A 15624-nucleotide genomic window follows, 5' to 3' on the forward strand; every position below is an offset into this window, starting at 1 on the left:
ATTAGTTCATGTTCATGCCAAGCACACTAGGGACGCGTTGTGCGCGTCCGTAGATTCCTTCGTCCCAGCGTGGTCTGCTGCCGCTTCACATCCCCCCCTTTTTCAAAGCTCCCGCCCAAGCGCCCACGTCCTGCCCCAGTGAGCCTTCTGTCACCTGCCATCAGGATCTCAAATGAAGCCCTGAGCCGTTTCGAGTGGAGTGGCCTCACCCGCTCATTGGCAGACCTGTTTTCAGCGAATCGTGATATTAGATTGAATCCACCTACACCGCCGCCGCCGAGAAAAACACCTTCTCGGCTGTGCCGCGCAGCATCCACGCTTTGTCCTGCTCCGTGAGGAAATCGAGACGATCCCGGATGATCGCGATGGCGTTGTGGTAGTTGTGCCCGTGCTCCACCTGGAAGGGGCAGTCGCTGGCCCACATCACACGCTGGGGGCCGAAGGCATCCCGTACCTGACGGACCAGCGGACCCATGTCAGTATAAGGGGCCTTCTTCGCGCCCAGGGCATAGAAGGCGGAGGCCTTCACGTGCGTTTTGGCATGCCGTGCCAGACGCAGCAGGTTCTGCACCTCCTCAGGCTTGGCCGGCCCAGCCATGCCCAGACGGGCGAAGTGATCCACCACCACGCCGGTGTCCGGGTACCACTCGCACATCTTGTCCAGCAGCGGCAGCGTGTCCGGATTGATCAGCGGGCAGACGTTCACCTTCAGCTCCGCCGCCGTCTTCCACAGCGTGGCCATGCCCGGAGAGCCCAGCCAGTCAGAGAGGTTCTTCACCTTGCCAGGTGTGATGCGGAAGCCGCGCACGCCCTGCTTCACCAAGCCGCGTATCGTGTCAGCCAGCCCTGCAGCATGCTCGTCCACGATGGCCACGCCGCTGAAGACACCGGGATGCGCACGCATCATGTCCAGCATGTAGCTGTTGTCCGTCTGGTAGTAGCTCATCTGGATGAGCACGATGCGGTTCACCCCCTCCGGCTTGCAGTGGGCAAACAACTGCTCCGGCGTGAAGCTCGGCGGCTGCATGTCGCTGACGGCAAACCCACGGGCCAGCGGGTACTTCTGCACGTCGGGCGTCCACACATGCACATGCGCGTCGATCCAGTTTCCTTTTCCTGAAGGTGAGAAAAGATTGCAGCCTGTGAGAGCGGCAGCGGCAGAGGAGGCAAGGAAGGAGCGGCGTGTCGGGTTCATCTTCACTAATCGTAGCGAAGAACTTCCCTTTTGCGCAAGCCTTTGCACCCGCAGCAGAAATCATTCATCATGCCCCCATGTCCCAACTGCGCCGAATCTGTGTTTACTGTGGCTCCTCCTCTGGCAGCGATCCCCTCCACCGCGCCGCCGCGCATGATCTAGGTGCGTTTCTCGCGCAGAGCGGCATCGGACTCGTCTATGGCGGTGGCAATGTGGGCCTGATGGGAGCCATTGCGGACGGGGCGCTTTCGCAAAAGGGAGAGGTCATCGGCGTGATCCCGAAATCCCTCATGGAAAAGGAGCTCGGCCACGGCGGTGTGACGCAGCTGCACGTGGTCGGCAGCATGCACGAGCGCAAGCAGCTCATGGTGGACCTCAGCGACGGCTTCATCGCCCTGCCCGGCGGTTTTGGCACGCTGGATGAGCTGTTCGAGACCCTCACCTGGCTGCAACTCTCCTTTCACGACAAGCCCGTGGGCCTGCTGAATGTGGGCGGCTTTTTCGACGGCCTCATTGAATTCATCTCCCACATGAGCCAGAGCGGCTTTCTCAAGCCCGAGCACGCCGCCTGTGTCCTGGTTGAGACTCAACCCACCGCCCTGCTGGCCCGCATGGAGGCCTTCCGGCCGCCGGATTTGGGCAAATGGATCGAGAAACTGGCCGCTGAGGCGCGCTAGTCTTGGGCACGCCGGGCACGCACCCTTTCGTCAGATCCCATTTGCCCCGGAGGGCACTCGATTGTTCCCAGTTTCTCCCTACGCAAAGTGGAGTTCTTGACAGGTTATTCACAAACAATTGAGAACTCTCACTTCTGTGTCTTGAGGAATCAAAAGCTAGAAATTTTCCCCAAGAGTTTGTCACAGATCAGGAACAAAACCTTGAGCGTGGAACCCTTGTGTTTGAATCGTGGAACGTGCAGGGAGGGTTCGTTGTGCAACGATTTCGACACACAATAGGCCGACCACCTAACTAGGCAGCGGACTGTAGGAACCCTGCCTCCATCCAGCCAATAACATTTTTAATTCGTTGTTTATCAACGATTTGCAAACCATTAACACAGCCAAGGAGCGCTCACATCCGCCCCCATTTGCAGGTACAGCCCCTTCTACGGGCAGGCAGAGAAGGCAGCGAGGTCAGGCTGTGAGCAAACCGCCATTTTCCACCTATGGATTTCATGGCGTCATTATTTCGTTTCCAACATAAATACTTTCATTTTTGACAATCTCGCCTTTCTAGCTCTGCCCCGGCATTCCCTGTGTGTGAATCGCAAGCAAATTGTTCACACCCCATGTGGAGAATGTTTTTCTGTCTGGGCAAAACCTCAGAAATCTTTGTTTCCGAGAAACCTCGAAGCCTCACTTCCACCTTGTTGCCGCAGTGAGTTCCGGTAGCCTCGCCACCAACTCCTACTTCCCGCCCTATGCACGCCTACCAAATCACCGGAACCACCGGCCTCGACTCCCTGCGGGCCGTGACCCTGCCTGATCCCACGCCCGGCCATGGAGAGGTTTTGGTCCGCATCCGGGCCACCTGCCTGAACTACCGCGACTACATGAACGTCATGGGCATTCGTGGAGTGACCGGCCCGGTGCCCCGCATTCCCTGCTCCGATGGCGCGGGCGAGGTGGCGGCTGTGGGCGCAGGCGTGACCCAGTTCAATCCCGGCGACCGCGTCGTCTGCCCCTTCATGCCCACCTGGATGGAGGGGGAGTTTAGCCAGGCTCATGCCTCCGGGGCGCTCGGCGGTGCCGTGGACGGCCTTTTGCGCGAGCTGGCGGTCATCCGCGCCGAGAGCCTGCTGCCCATCCCTGACTACCTTTCCACCGAAGCCGCCGCCACCCTGCCCTGCGCCGCTGTCACCGCCTGGGATGCCCTGCACTGCCGTGGCGGGCTGAAGGCCGGAGAAACCGTCCTCATCCTCGGCACCGGCGGCGTCTCCGTCTTCGCCCTGCAGTTTGCCAAACTGGCCGGCGCACGCGTTCTGGCCACGACGAGCTGCGATATCAAAGCCAAGCACCTCCTCCAGCTCGGCGCTGATGCCGTGCACAACTACAAGACCGATCCCGACTGGGATACGTGGGCCGTGATGCAAACCGGTGGCCTGGGCGTGGACAAGGTCGTCGAGATCGGCGGCCCTGAGACGCTCAATCGCTCGGTCAAAGCCACGCGCTTCGGCGGTCACATCGCCCTCATCGGCGTGCTCACGGGCACCAGCGGCGAAGTGCAGACCGTGCAGATCCTGCGCAAAGGCATCCGACTGGACGGCATCTACGTCGGCTCACGCGAGATGTTTGCCCAGATGCTGGCGGAGATGGAGCGCGTGAAACTGCAGCCTGTGATCGACTCCACCTTCGAGTTCAAAGACGCTCCGGCAGCCTTCCAGCGCATCGCGAGTGGGAAGCATTTTGGGAAGATTGTGATCCGGGTGTGAGGCGGCTTTCGGCTAACTCCCACAGCCCTGTGTTGCCTGCTCAATCGCTTCCTTCAGCCAACTGCGAAACTCCTCGGTGTCACGCGGGCGGGGAAACTCACGCGTTTTTGCTGAGCCCAATTCTTCAATGGCCTCAGGACAAGCCAGCGCCACCAGCCCATTCATGGCCTGCCTCCAGACGGCTTTCTCCCCTTCTCTCAATGCCTCGCCCAGCAACGGAATGACCGAGGTCTGCCGGTGCTCCCAAATCACATGGAGGAGGAAGTCACGCAGGTCTGGATCCGTGGCCGCACGAAACTCCGCCGTCAGCTCTGGCAGCGCCTCATGATCCAGCTCAGTCAGTCCAAAAAAAGCATTCTCGGTGTCGTCCTGGTGGTAACGTTCAAGGTAGTAGGCAATGGGGGACGCAAAGGCGGACATGGGCGTTGTGACGTATCGCAAAACTCATCTAGATCAAGCAGGCTGAAGTGCCCAGAGATGCCCCCCCCCATTTGGAGTGCGGTTGCGCAGCGAGGCACGAATGCAGCTACCGCTTTCGAACGTCTCGTGATCCGCGGGAGGGCATCGGCCTGCGAGCGCCTTAGGGTGAGTGTCGGCGAAAGGTCTGTGGCGCGATGGACAGCCGTCCTGCCTGCGAAAGCGGTGGCTGCGCTCGTTCCTCGCTCCGCAACCGCAGTCCATATCAGACGCTTCGCGCATGCGATAGCACTGCCGCACCTACCGCCACAACAGCCCCGAGAACTTCTTCGCCACAGCCTGCCGATGCTTCGGCCATTCACGCGCGACAAAGGCAGACCAATCCTTCGTGGTCGCCAGCTTCTTCCCATCTGGCGTGCAGAGAATGAGCATCACCGGCAGCCGCCCTTCGCACAGCGTCGGGTGTTCCGTGAGCGCGAAGCACTCATGCAGCTTCACCTGCACTTCCGGTGACTCGCCCGCATAGGAGACCTTCGGGCTCCCGCCAGCGGGCCACGGGATGGAAAGCGGCACCAGTTCATCCAGCCAGCTCACCTGCCCCTGGGCCAGATGCTGATGGAAGGCGGCCATCAGCGGCGCGGCCTGCGCTTCCTTCACCAAGGAGAGACCTTTGAACGCACGGCCGAGGCACGCGGTGACGGCCTCCGCATCAAAGCGCGGAAACTCCAGCTCGGGCAAGGTGGCGTGAACGAGATCCACGCGCGCCATGAACTGTTTCAGCCGATGATCCATCAGCGGCAGGTCAAAGGCTCCCGCACGCTGCGCCTCCGCGAGGCAGCGCCCGCTGGCGATGGGATCCAGATCGCGCTGCTGCGCCTTCTGCTCGATCACGAGGTCGCGGTAGCGCACCACCTTCATCGCGGCCACACGCTTGTTTTGCGCATCAAACAGATGCTCCACCGTGGTGCTCAGATGCTGCGGAAACATCTCCGCGATCCACGCCGGCTGCACGGCGGTGGCGAGACTGAGCAGCGTCAGCGGATTGGGCCCACGCGAGGGTGCTTCACGCAGATTGGCGGCCACGAAAAACGCAGCCTCCTGCACCACGCTCTCACGCACAAGCTGGCCTTGGCGGTTCTCGGTGAGATCGCACTCGGGCTTGCCGGGCATGCGGCGTTTGGCCAGTTGATCCACGAATCCGGCCATGAGGCAGCGCAGCAGGGCTTCGTCACTTTTGGCCGTGGTCCCGCCGTCGCGATCATACAGCCGCTGCTGCTGCGCGGCGTTTAGGATCTGCTGGCAGGTCTGCTCCACCTGCCGGGCCACCTGCGCATTGATGCCGTGGCTGCGGCAGCGCTCAAAGCTGAAGCCGTTGTCTTTGGCGAACTCATAGGCCCTCATCAGCGTAATGAAGTCCGAGTCCCCGCTGTCCTCAAACATCTCGCGCAGGCCTTTCATTTGCGCATCATCGCGATCCAATCGCGCCAGCAAATCACGCCCGCTGACGAGGGCAGCGCACAGGGCCGCATCCGGCACGCAGCCGCGCTGGCTGGCCTCGATGAGCATGCGCGAGTAGCGCGGGTGCATCGGCAGGCGCAGCATCTGGCGGCCCACCGGGGTGAGCTCCGCCCTGCCCTCGTGCAGGGCTCCCAGCATGGTCAGCAGCTTCTCCGCACGCACCACGGCCTGGGGGTCCGGTTTGTCCAGCCAGTCAAACGTAGCGGCTTCCTGGATGCCGAGCGAGTGCAGCAGCAGCACGACCTCGGCAAGGTCGCTGCGCTGAATCTCCGGCGTGTTACGCTCCTCGCGGGTCTGGTGGCCGATGGAGGTCCACAAGCGATGACAGGTGCCCGGCGCGGTGCGGCCAGCACGACCTTTGCGCTGATCTGCACTGGCACGGCTGATCGGTTCCAGCAACAGCGTGCCGATGCCACGTTCGGCGTCGTAACGAGCCACGCGTGCCACGCCGCTGTCCACCACGTGGCGGATGCCGTCGATGGTGATGCTCGTCTCCGCCACGTTCGTCGCCACGATGACTTTGCGCAGCGCGTTCGGCGCAAAGGCGCGGTCCTGCTCCTGCGGCTCCAGTTCGCCATGCAAAGGAATGCAGGCCACCCGCTCCTGCGTTCTCATGCCTCTCAGTGCGTCCAACGTGCCATTGATCTCGCCACGCCCTGGCATGAAGACAAGGATGTCGCCGGGCTCGCCTTCAACAAGGATGTCGCCGGGCTCGCCTTCATAAAGAATGCGCTCCACCGCCTCCGCTGCCTGCACCGTAAACGGACGCTGATCAGGCACCGGCAGATAGCCCACCTCCACAGGAAAGCTCTGCCCTTCGGAGACAAGGATGGGGCACGAGTTCAAATACGCGGCCACCGGCTCCGCATCGAGCGTGGCGGACATCACCAGCATCACCAGATCGGGCCGCTGGCTCTGCTGCAAGTCCTTCACCAATGCCAGCGCGACATCGCTGAGCAGATTGCGCTCATGGAATTCATCAAACACCACCGCACCGATCTTCGACAAAGCACGATCATCCTGCAGCCAGCGCAGCAAAATCCCTTCCGTGACAAAGCAGATCCGCGTGCCCACGCTGGTGTGGTCATCAAAGCGGATCTGATAACCCACTTCCGCGCCCAGCTTCCCTCCGCGCTCCGAGGCCACACGTGCCGCCACCGTGCGTGCGGCCACGCGGCGCGGCTGCAGCACCACGATCATCTTGTCTCCCGCCACACCTGCATCCAGCAGCATCTGCGGCACCTGCGTCGTCTTGCCGGAGCCCGTCGGCGCCACCAGCACCAGGCGATTGCCGCCTTGCAGCGTGCGCAGGATGTCGGCGTGAATTTTCCAAATGGGGAGCGCAGTAGGGGCAGGCATGAAGTGGGGCGCTCGCTATAAACCAGAACTTCATCTTTTTCGACGAACGATGGTGGATTCCATCCACGGCCTGCGTTTCGTCGGTTCACCCAACCCACCCTCCATGCACCGCCTTTCCTCCCTCCTCCTCGCCATCACCCTCTGCGTCGCACCAGCTTCTCAAGCGGAGGATTTGAAAGCCGTCGCCGCCAGTCTGGATGGCTACCGTTTCGAATTCGCCTGCAAGGACCCCATGCCGGAAAACCCCAAGCCCGGCGCTGACGGCATCTCCGCGCGTGCGACGAACGATCCCGCGACCAACGACAAGTTCACCGACGTGCGCAAGTTTGGCGGCGAGGCTGGCAAGCGCTACAAGGTCACCCTCCGCGTTCGCGGCGTGGTGGAGCCGATGATGTACAAGGACGGCCAGCAGGTGGGCGAATACTTCCACATCGGCGGCGCACCCAACAACGCCACCTACAACATCTACCAGCTCACCGTCTCCGCCCCGGCGCAGCATTTCTTTTTCAACCGCCAGGATAAGGTGGGGCACAAGATCTTCACCATCGACTACACCGCCACCATCGAAGTCGAAGGCGGCGCCACGCTCACCCTTCACGGCAACGGCCAGAACGGCCACATGATCACCAACTTCGCCAAACTCGTCGTCCCCGAAGTCTCCCCTGCCCCGCAGCCCTTCAACGGCCAGTTCATCCAGCTCAATGTGGTGGACGTGACGGAGGTGAAGTGAGTTCAGCAGCCTTGTGTTTCCCGCCATGTCCAACCGCCTTCTGCTTTCCCTCGCGTCCCTGTTGCTGACGGCTGCCTCCCTGCGCGCAGCCCAGCCAAACATCATCCTCATCATGTCGGATGACATGGGTTTCTCGGACCTCGGTTGCTACGGCGGCGAAATCCAAACGCCGAATCTGGACCGCCTCGCGAAGGGTGGCGTGCGGCTCAGCCAGTTCTACAACGCCGGGCGCTGCTGCCCCACGCGCGCGTCGTTGCTGACCGGGCTGTATCCACATCAGGCGGGCATCGGACACATGATGGAAGATCGCGGTCACGATGGCTATCGCGGCGATCTGAACAACCGCTGCGTGACCATTGCGGAAGTATTGAAACCGGCAGGCTACCGCACCTACGCCGTGGGCAAATGGCACGTCACCAAGCACGCGCAGCCGGAAGGCCCCAAGCACAACTGGCCGCTGCATCGTGGCTTCGACCGCTTCTACGGCACTATCACCGGCGCCGGCAGTTTCTACGATCCCGGCACGCTGACCCGCGATGACACGATGATCTCGCCGTTTGCCGATGCTGAGTACCAGCCCAAGCAGTACTACTACACCGATGCCATCAGCGACCACGCGGTGCGCTACATTGATGAGCATGCCACCGCGCAGAAGGACAAGCCTTTCTTCATGTACATGGCCTACACCGCCGCGCACTGGCCCATGCATGCGCTGCCGGAAGACGTGGCCAAGTACAAAGGCAAGTATGACGCAGGCTACGAATCCATGCGTCAGGCACGCCTGCTGCGCATGCGGCAGATGGGATTGATCGCCAAGAACGCGGAGCTCTCCCCAACCTTCGGCGATTGGACACAGGTCAAAGACAAGGAGTGGGAAACACGCTGCATGGAAACTTATGCCGCGATGATCGACCGCATGGATCAGGGCATCGGCCGCGTGGTGGACACGCTGGAAAAAAAGGGCCTGCTGCAAAACACGCTCATTCTTTTTCTCCAAGACAACGGCGGCTGCCAGGAAGGCATCGGGCGCCAGGCCAAGCCGCCGGCATTCAATGAGAAGACATTTCCGGTGATCGCACAGGATGCAGTGCGGACGGAAATCATCCCCAAACAAACGCGCGACGGCAACCCCGTTAAGCAGGGCCAGGGCATCATGCCGGGCGGACCGAACGACTACATCGCCTATGGCGAAGCCTGGGCCAATGTCTCCAACACACCGCACCGTGAGTACAAACACTTCGTGCATGAAGGCGGCATCTCCACACCACTCATCGCCCACTGGCCCTCAGGGATTCCAGAGGCACAGCATGGTAAAATAGAGACGCAGCCCGGCCATCTCATCGATCTCATGGCCACTTGCGCCGACGTGGCCGAAGCAAGCTATCCCGCCGAATTCAACGGCCAGGCCATCCGCCCCAAAGAAGGCATCAGTTTGATTCCCATCTTCAAGGGCCAGAGTTCAACAACGCGTTCCATCTTCTGGGAACATGAAGGCAACCGTGCTCATCGCGCCGGTCCATGGAAGCTCGTGGCCAAGGAAAACAAGCCCTGGGAACTCTACAACATCGACCAGGACCGTGCTGAGATGCATGACCTCGCCACGGCAGAACCCGAGCGCGTACAAGCCATGTCCGCAGCATGGGAAACTTGGGCGGCACGCGCGCAAGTGCTGCCCGTCGGCGCTTGGAAAAAGCCGGGCATTGTCAAAAATGCGAAGGGCAAACGGTCTAAATAAATGAGCAGGCCTCATTGATTTTGGAACGAAACATGCTCACGTCCTTACCTATGGACCTTTCCAAAATTGCTCTCGATGTTCCCACGCTGAAACTGAGTCTGGCAATCGTTGGAGGCCTGCTTCTCATCTCGATGGTGAGGATTGTGTTTCTGCTGCGCACCAACTCCCGCCTGCGCGAAAGCACCTCCAAAATGGAGCAGCAGGTGATCAACCAGCATCAGGCGCTCCTCTCGGTTCGTTCGGATTCCAATGCCTGGCGCGGAGAACTGCAGCGCATGTTTGATTCTTTCCGTGCGGAGTTCTCCAAACGTCTCGAAGAATCCGAACTGCGTTACAAGGAAGTCCAGCAGCGCTGTGAAACCGCCGTCAAGCCGACTGAAGTCTTTGCACCATCACCGCCGCCACCCGCCGTGCTGGCGAAGATTGTAGCGCCGGAAGAGAAACCAGTATTGCCCGTTCCGGCGCTGAACATCTCCTGAACCACGCCATCTCGGAAAGGCTCGCGGAATTGAAATTCTGCGAAAGCCGAGTACCTCCCACAAAATTGATTTGAAACAACATTTGCCGCATACACAGGAATGAATAGTGAACTGTCTCAGGAGCTTCTGGCTTTGATCATCGCACTCAGCATCGTTACAGGCTTGTTTTTGCTTTCCTTGGTTCGCACCTTTCGGCTCCTCCGTGCCAACCACCGCATGGAAGTTGAAATCACCAGGATGGAAAAGCAGTCTGTGCTGCAGCAGTTGGAGGTCACCTCCGTCCACCATGACGCCATGTCCTGGAGAGCCAAAACCCAGCGGCAGTTTGATGCCCTGCGCAGTGAACTTTCACACCGGCTGCTGCAGGTGGATCAGGGTGGTGCCAATGCCCTGAAGGAAATGGATGCCGTGCATCAGCAGACGCTGGCGGTCGCACTTGCCAAGATCTCCGAACTTGAGGCCGCGCTGGCCGCCCAGCCAAAGCCGGCAGCCGCAGTACTTCCACCACCCTTCACCACCGCTCTTCCCAAGCCTCCCCCGCCTCCGCCTGCGGCATCCTTGCCTCCGTTGCCCGCCATGGACACGCTGCGCATCCAGTCGCTTGAGTCTGAGCTTGCTGCCGCCAAGGCGGAAATCGCCAATGCCAGACAGCAGAACTCTGCGCTGCAGCGTGCCTTGCTGCTCGCACGACGCAGAATGCCAGCCCCGGCCATGCGGAAAAGCCCCCCTCGGGGCGTGGTTCGCAGCGCCTGATCGAAGAAATCGACCAAATGTTTTTTCCTCTCGCCAAGCGTGAGAGACCGTCTTTATTCAGGGAAGTAAAGCAGGCCCTTAGCCCTGCACGCCACCCCCCACACTTTTTGCACCATGACTGACAACCCCACCGCAGATTCCGTCTTTGGAAGCAGTCCTGCACATGACCCCTTTCAAGCCGCGAAAGCCAGCGCCTTGAAAGCCGCCGAGGAGCTCCGTGCCGCAGCTGCGCAAAAGGCGTCTGAATTCCGTGCCGCTGCGGAAACAAAGGCGCAGCAGTTCCGCGACACCGCCGAACAAAAGGCCACCGACATCAAGGAAAAGGCCGGAGAATTTGCCGACCACACTTTCAGTGAAGCGCGTGTGCGCTATGATGACCTGCGCGCCGAGGCAGAAAAATTCGCCCGTGAAAAGCCGCTGCAGGCCCTGCTCACCGCCTTTGGCATTGGGTTCGTCGTCGGGGCCATTCTGCGTCGCTGATTCTTACATCGCGCCCCCCTTTTCATGAACCCCGGCACGCCGCCCGCCCCCGAGGAACGCGCCAGCGCAACAGGACTGTTGCGCGCCGTCGCCTTGTACATTGAGGCACGCGGCCGCCTGCTGCACATTGAAGGCCAGGAGGCGGGCAGCCGCCTCACCAATCTCTCCGGCATGTTCATGCTGGCCTTTGCCGCCTTCGTCATCGGCTGGATGCTGGCCGCCCCCGCACTCGTCTGGATCATCGCAGACTCCAATGGCTGGCACTGGACGCGGGTGGCTCTTGCCGGTGCCGGCATTCATCTCTTCCTCGGCGTGCTGCTGCTCGCCGGACTGAAGTCCAGGCTGCGCGGCATGCAGCTCTTTGAGGAATCATTCAATCAATTCCGCCGGGATCGCGAATGGCTCGCCAGCAACAAGAACAACTAACTCCAAAGCAGCAGGCTTTGCGTGATCTGGAAGACGCCCGTGCGTCTCTGGCGCATCATGCCGCCCATGCGGTGGATGAATGGAGTCCGCGGGCCCTCATCACCCGCAGCGTGGAAAAGCACCGTGCGCTGTGGATTGGAGCCGCCGCCGTCGCAGGTCTGGCGGTGCTGAAGGCCGTCTGGCCCTCACGGGGCACAGCCCCCCATACTGAAGGTTCCCTTAGTGGCGCTCAGAGAAGCGGTTTGTTTGCTCTGCTCCTCAGTCCTTTGCTTGGTCTTGCACGTAAATCATTGATGAATTACGGCACTCAGTTGTTTGAAACTTACCTGCGCCAGAAAATATCTCCGAACGTCCCGGATTCCGAAGCAGTCTAGCGTCATCACCCTTTCATGTCCGATCCCAACCAACCCCCACAAGATCTTCTTCCTGTTTTAGGCTCCGTGGACGACTACCTGCGTTTTTGCATGGAGTATGATGCGTCTGACTTGCATCTCGCCACCGGCGCACAACCTGTCTGGCGCCGCTACGGCAATCTACAGCCCATCTGGGACAATGCGGCAATTCTCACCCCGGAAGATGCCCGCCGCCTCGCCTACGGCTTTCTGGGAGAGGCCCACGTCAAACAGCTCGAATCTCGTGGTGATGTTGATTTCGCCTACTCGCCTCCGTTCGGTCGTTTCCGTTCCTCCGTCGTCCAGCAGCGTCTGGGCATTGACATGGTGTTCCGTGTCATCAAGACCAGCATCAAGTCCGTCGAAGATCTCGGCCTGCCCGCCACGGCCAAGACGCTCACCCGTTTCCACAACGGCCTGATCCTCGTCACCGGTCCTGTCGGCTGCGGCAAGTCCACCACGCTGGCCGCGCTGGTTGATTCCATCAACGAAGAGCGGCAGGATCACATCATCACCCTGGAAGACCCGATCGAATACATCATCGAGCCCAAGGGCTGCCACGTGAACCAGCGCGAAGTTCACACCCACACCGCCTCCTTTGCCGCCGCTCTCCGCGGTGCCCTGCGTGAAGACCCGGACGTGATCATGGTGGGTGAAATGCGCGACCTTGAAACCATCTCCCTGGCCATCACCGCAGCAGAAACGGGCCATCTTGTGCTCGGCACCCTGCACACCGGCAGCGCCGCCCGCACCCTGGACCGTGTTCTCGATGTGTTCCCCATCGATCAGCGTGATCAGATCCGCATCATGGTGTCTGAATCCCTGCGCGGCATTCTCTCCCAGCAGCTCGTTCCCAAGATCGACGGCACCGGCCGCGTCATGGCGCTCGAAGTGCTCGTCAACACCCCCGCCGTCGGCAACTGTATCCGTGAAGGCAAGACCTACATGCTCGCGGGTGTCATGCAGACCGGCAAAGGCGTCGGCATGATCACCATGGATGATTCCTTGCGCAATCTGTACTCCTCCGGGCAGATCAGCCGCGAAGAATGCGAGTTCCGCGCCGAGGACAAGATCATGATGAAGAAATTCTTCGAATCCTGAGGCCCTCTGCCACGCCAACCGACCACTGCGAACGTCTCATGCCAATCATTGATCAATATTTCCAGAAGCTCATCGAACTGGGCGGATCCGACCTTCACCTCAGCCAGAAGCAGCCGCCCAAGGTGCGCGTGCACGGCAGCATCAAGCCCATCTCCGACCAGATCCTGGACGAGCGCCTCATGGAGACCATGATGCGCGAAATCTGCGAGCCACGCGCCTGGGACCGCTACAAGGAAAAGGGAGACCTCGACTTCGCCTACGAGATGGATGCGGACAACCGCTTCCGCTGCAACTACCTGCGCCAGCAGCACGGCTACGGCGCGGTGTTCCGTATCATTCCCACCAAGATCGCCAGTCTGGAGCAGCTCGGCATCCCGCCTGTGGTCAAGGAGTTCGGCCACATGCGCAGCGGCTTGGTCCTCGTCACCGGCCCCACCGGTTCGGGCAAATCCACCACGCTGGCCGCCCTGCTGGATTACATCAACACCAACTTCCGCCGCCACATCATCACGATCGAAGAACCGATCGAGTTCGTGCACCGCAACAAGAAGAGCATCATCACCCAGCGTGAAGTGCCCATCCAGACCCCGTCGTTCGCCGACGGCCTGCGCGCCGCTCTGCGTGAAGATGCGGACATCGTGCTTGTGGGCGAAATGCGCGACCTTGAAACCATCTCGCTGGCCCTTACGGCAGCGGAGACCGGCCTGCTCGTCTTTGGCACCCTGCACACCAACAACGCCCGCAAAACCGTTGACCGTATCATTGACGTCTTCCCCTCCGATCAGCAGAGCCAGGTGCGCACCATGCTCGCCGCTTCGCTCAAAGGCGTGGTCGCCCAGCTCCTCATGAAGAAGTCGGATGGCAAGGGCCGTGCCGCCGTGAATGAAATCATGGTGTCCAATCCCGCCGTCGGCGCCATCATTCGTGAAGGTGCCACCCAGAAGCTCTACGACGTCATCATCGGCGGCAAATCCCAGGGCATGCAGTTCATGGACGAAGCCATCTGGCAGAAGCTCCGTGACGGCTACGTCACCCCGATGGAAGCCTACATGAAGGCCATCGACAAAAACCGCTTCAAAGCCTTCCTTCCTCCCGAGGATGCCGGCCTTGCCGTCGCCAGCGGTGGCGATGCCAACAAATAGTCAGCAGCAGACTGGTAGTGAAGCAGTTGAGTCTTGCCGCAGCTTCTGCGGTGAATTAACATCGTTTTAATTCAAGGATGAGCACGGCTTCCGAGGACCATTCGTCAGAACAGCCGCAACGCACCAGTCATGAGCCTGGCCCGTTGGCAATCCTTGCGGCCACGGCTCTTGGTGGAGTCATTGCCGCACGCATGGGCAAAGCTCCCCTTCTATTCGCTGCGGGTGCTGCGGCCATGGCGATGCTGAAGCAGAAAAAGACCGCCGCTCCGCCGCCACCGGCCACGCCAAAGAGCCTGCCGCCCCCTGCTCCACTCGCGCCCGAAATCCCCGTGGACAGCCAGGTCGAACAGTGGCTTTCCCGCCAGATCATTCGCGAAGAGCAGGCCCCTGTCATTGATTTCTCCGCAGCCGAGATCACGCCAGAAGAGCCCGAAGAAGATTACCAGCCGGAATCCTTCCTTCTGGATGAATTTGAGGGATTCCCCAGTTCATCACCACCGGACAACGATTCCTTTGCCGACCTCACTGAACCCGCGCAGCCGATTCCAGCACCTGCTCCCGAGATCGAGGAAGCGGTAGAAGCAGAACAAGAGCCGGAAGCCCCTCCTCCGCCTCCGCTATTTTTTCAGGAGGCACCGACCTTGCAACTACTGCAGCAGACGCCGCCTCCACCCGTGCCTGCGGAAGTTCTGCTGCATACACCGCCCCCTCCCTCGCTTCCCCTTGCAGCAGATGGCGCATGGACTCTCGGTCTAGATCCCTTGCCGAGCCTGAACGAATCCGCGCCCTACGTCCCACCCGTCGGCGACATGTTCTTCAGCACACCCGTGCTGCAAGAAGCCCCCAAGAGCAGCCTGGAGCCTGCGCGCTCCCACATGTTTTCCAGCGCCCCTGTACAGCATGAAGAGCCCGGGCCACCGCTCTTCTTTTCCACTGCGGTGTTCCAAGGAGCGGCATTTCCAGATGAAATCCAGCTAGCGCCTCCATTCACACCCGTGCCCCCCATGCCATCACCGGCCCCGTCCGTTGCGGCCCATGTGTGGGAACCAGCACCCTTTTTTGAACCTCTGCCCACAGCAGCAGTAGCAGCAGCGCCAGAGATCCCGGTAGAGCTGGCGGCCCCTGGCGAAGCATCCTTCGATCCCCCGCTCGCCGCAGCACCTCACAATCCCTGGCAGCCAGAACCGGACGTCTTTGCAACGACGCCCGCAGTTCCCTTTCAGCCTCAAACGGCAGGCACCGTGGTCGAAGCCGAGATCATCCTGCGCCCGCGTGCGCCGATGCAAAACTCCGTCACCGCGAAATCCAAATTTGCCCCTCAGAACTTCGCCAAGCCATTCTCCAACGAAGACAGCGCCGCCCCTCCCGCCGAGAACGCCAACGACGCCCACTTTCCGGGACCGCTGCAATCTCAGCATGATCCCAAGCCACGGCCCACCTGGCGCTCCTGGTGGCGGGGTGACTGA

15 protein-coding genes are annotated in these 15624 nt (G+C 60.8%); 12 read left to right on the forward strand and 3 right to left on the reverse strand.

The genetic code is table 11. The features are described from left to right. Positions 1–262: 262 nt before the first annotated feature. Entirely contained in the window at positions 263–1195 is a 933-nt protein-coding gene (locus AC24GY_RS28165) for an amidohydrolase family protein (protein ID WP_487689882.1), read from the reverse strand. A gap of 77 nt (positions 1196–1272) precedes the next feature. Here AC24GY_RS28165 and AC24GY_RS28170 point away from each other — a divergent pair, with 77 nt between their 5' ends. Together AC24GY_RS28170 and AC24GY_RS28175 are read left to right on the forward strand one after the other, a co-directional pair. Then, complete coding sequence (locus AC24GY_RS28170) at positions 1273–1872, forward strand: LOG family protein (RefSeq protein WP_487689885.1); 600 nt, start codon at positions 1273–1275, stop codon at positions 1870–1872. A gap of 743 nt (positions 1873–2615) precedes the next feature. Then, positions 2616–3626, forward strand: coding sequence for a zinc-dependent alcohol dehydrogenase family protein (locus AC24GY_RS28175; RefSeq protein ID WP_487689888.1), 1011 nt, complete (start codon positions 2616–2618; stop codon positions 3624–3626). 12 nt (positions 3627–3638) lie between these two features. Here the strand turns inward: AC24GY_RS28175 and AC24GY_RS28180 are convergent, their stop codons facing one another. Continuing rightward, positions 3639–4046 carry a hypothetical protein gene (locus tag AC24GY_RS28180; protein ID WP_422318923.1) on the reverse strand — a complete coding sequence of 136 codons (408 nt, stop codon included), beginning with the start codon at positions 4044–4046 and terminating at the stop codon, positions 3639–3641. A gap of 297 nt (positions 4047–4343) precedes the next feature. Further along, positions 4344–6920 (reverse strand): ATP-dependent helicase HrpB, encoded by a 2577-nt coding sequence (hrpB, locus tag AC24GY_RS28185; RefSeq protein WP_487689891.1) that lies wholly within the window; start codon positions 6918–6920, stop codon positions 4344–4346. 103 nt (positions 6921–7023) lie between these two features. On the opposite strand from hrpB, the gene AC24GY_RS28190 reads away from it, so the two are divergent. The 10 genes from AC24GY_RS28190 (at position 7024) to AC24GY_RS28235 (ending at position 15624) form a co-directional block, all read left to right on the forward strand. Beyond that, the gene (locus tag AC24GY_RS28190) at positions 7024–7650 is read left to right on the forward strand and encodes a hypothetical protein (protein WP_487689894.1); all 627 of its coding nucleotides are present in this window, start codon (positions 7024–7026) and stop codon (positions 7648–7650) included. 25 nt (positions 7651–7675) lie between these two features. Next, a complete protein-coding gene (locus AC24GY_RS28195) occupies positions 7676–9385 on the forward strand; it encodes an arylsulfatase (protein WP_487689897.1) in 1710 nt (569 codons plus the stop codon). A gap of 50 nt (positions 9386–9435) precedes the next feature. Continuing rightward, positions 9436–9864 (forward strand): hypothetical protein, encoded by a 429-nt coding sequence (locus tag AC24GY_RS28200; RefSeq protein ID WP_487689899.1) that lies wholly within the window; start codon positions 9436–9438, stop codon positions 9862–9864. A gap of 99 nt (positions 9865–9963) precedes the next feature. Continuing rightward, entirely contained in the window at positions 9964–10617 is a 654-nt protein-coding gene (locus tag AC24GY_RS28205) for a hypothetical protein (RefSeq protein WP_487689902.1), read from the forward strand. A gap of 114 nt (positions 10618–10731) precedes the next feature. Then, positions 10732–11097 carry an ElaB/YgaM/YqjD family protein gene (locus AC24GY_RS28210; protein ID WP_487689905.1) on the forward strand — a complete coding sequence of 122 codons (366 nt, stop codon included), beginning with the start codon at positions 10732–10734 and terminating at the stop codon, positions 11095–11097. A 24-nt stretch (positions 11098–11121) separates the two neighbouring features. Further along, positions 11122–11523: a phage holin family protein gene (locus tag AC24GY_RS28215; protein ID WP_487689908.1), complete on the forward strand. Its 402-nt coding sequence runs from the start codon at positions 11122–11124 to the stop codon at positions 11521–11523. Next, on the forward strand, positions 11496–11897 hold the full coding sequence (locus AC24GY_RS28220) for a hypothetical protein (protein WP_487689911.1): 402 nt from the start codon (positions 11496–11498) through the stop codon (positions 11895–11897). Before AC24GY_RS28215 ends, AC24GY_RS28220 begins: the two co-directional genes overlap by 28 nt. Before the next feature lie 15 nt (positions 11898–11912). Further along, entirely contained in the window at positions 11913–13016 is a 1104-nt protein-coding gene (locus AC24GY_RS28225) for a type IV pilus twitching motility protein PilT (RefSeq protein WP_422323606.1), read from the forward strand. A 38-nt stretch (positions 13017–13054) separates the two neighbouring features. Further along, positions 13055–14158 carry a type IV pilus twitching motility protein PilT gene (locus AC24GY_RS28230; protein ID WP_395731191.1) on the forward strand — a complete coding sequence of 368 codons (1104 nt, stop codon included), beginning with the start codon at positions 13055–13057 and terminating at the stop codon, positions 14156–14158. A gap of 191 nt (positions 14159–14349) precedes the next feature. Continuing rightward, the gene (locus AC24GY_RS28235) at positions 14350–15624 is read left to right on the forward strand and encodes a hypothetical protein (protein ID WP_487689914.1); all 1275 of its coding nucleotides are present in this window, start codon (positions 14350–14352) and stop codon (positions 15622–15624) included.

This window comes from Prosthecobacter sp. Pr1 (assembly GCF_057652315.1).

Coding starts and splice junctions, on each gene's coding strand:
- AC24GY_RS28165 (WP_487689882.1), bottom strand. CDS start 1,195: ATGAACCCGACACGCCGCTCCTTCCTTGCCTCCTCTGCCGCTGCCGCT.
- AC24GY_RS28170 (WP_487689885.1), top strand. CDS start 1,273: ATGTCCCAACTGCGCCGAATCTGTGTTTACTGTGGCTCCTCCTCTGGC.
- AC24GY_RS28175 (WP_487689888.1), top strand. CDS start 2,616: ATGCACGCCTACCAAATCACCGGAACCACCGGCCTCGACTCCCTGCGG.
- AC24GY_RS28180 (WP_422318923.1), bottom strand. CDS start 4,046: ATGTCCGCCTTTGCGTCCCCCATTGCCTACTACCTTGAACGTTACCAC.
- hrpB (WP_487689891.1), bottom strand. CDS start 6,920: ATGCCTGCCCCTACTGCGCTCCCCATTTGGAAAATTCACGCCGACATC.
- AC24GY_RS28190 (WP_487689894.1), top strand. CDS start 7,024: ATGCACCGCCTTTCCTCCCTCCTCCTCGCCATCACCCTCTGCGTCGCA.
- AC24GY_RS28195 (WP_487689897.1), top strand. CDS start 7,676: ATGTCCAACCGCCTTCTGCTTTCCCTCGCGTCCCTGTTGCTGACGGCT.
- AC24GY_RS28200 (WP_487689899.1), top strand. CDS start 9,436: ATGGACCTTTCCAAAATTGCTCTCGATGTTCCCACGCTGAAACTGAGT.
- AC24GY_RS28205 (WP_487689902.1), top strand. CDS start 9,964: ATGAATAGTGAACTGTCTCAGGAGCTTCTGGCTTTGATCATCGCACTC.
- AC24GY_RS28210 (WP_487689905.1), top strand. CDS start 10,732: ATGACTGACAACCCCACCGCAGATTCCGTCTTTGGAAGCAGTCCTGCA.
- AC24GY_RS28215 (WP_487689908.1), top strand. CDS start 11,122: ATGAACCCCGGCACGCCGCCCGCCCCCGAGGAACGCGCCAGCGCAACA.
- AC24GY_RS28220 (WP_487689911.1), top strand. CDS start 11,496: ATGGCTCGCCAGCAACAAGAACAACTAACTCCAAAGCAGCAGGCTTTG.
- AC24GY_RS28225 (WP_422323606.1), top strand. CDS start 11,913: ATGTCCGATCCCAACCAACCCCCACAAGATCTTCTTCCTGTTTTAGGC.
- AC24GY_RS28230 (WP_395731191.1), top strand. CDS start 13,055: ATGCCAATCATTGATCAATATTTCCAGAAGCTCATCGAACTGGGCGGA.
- AC24GY_RS28235 (WP_487689914.1), top strand. CDS start 14,350: ATGGGCAAAGCTCCCCTTCTATTCGCTGCGGGTGCTGCGGCCATGGCG.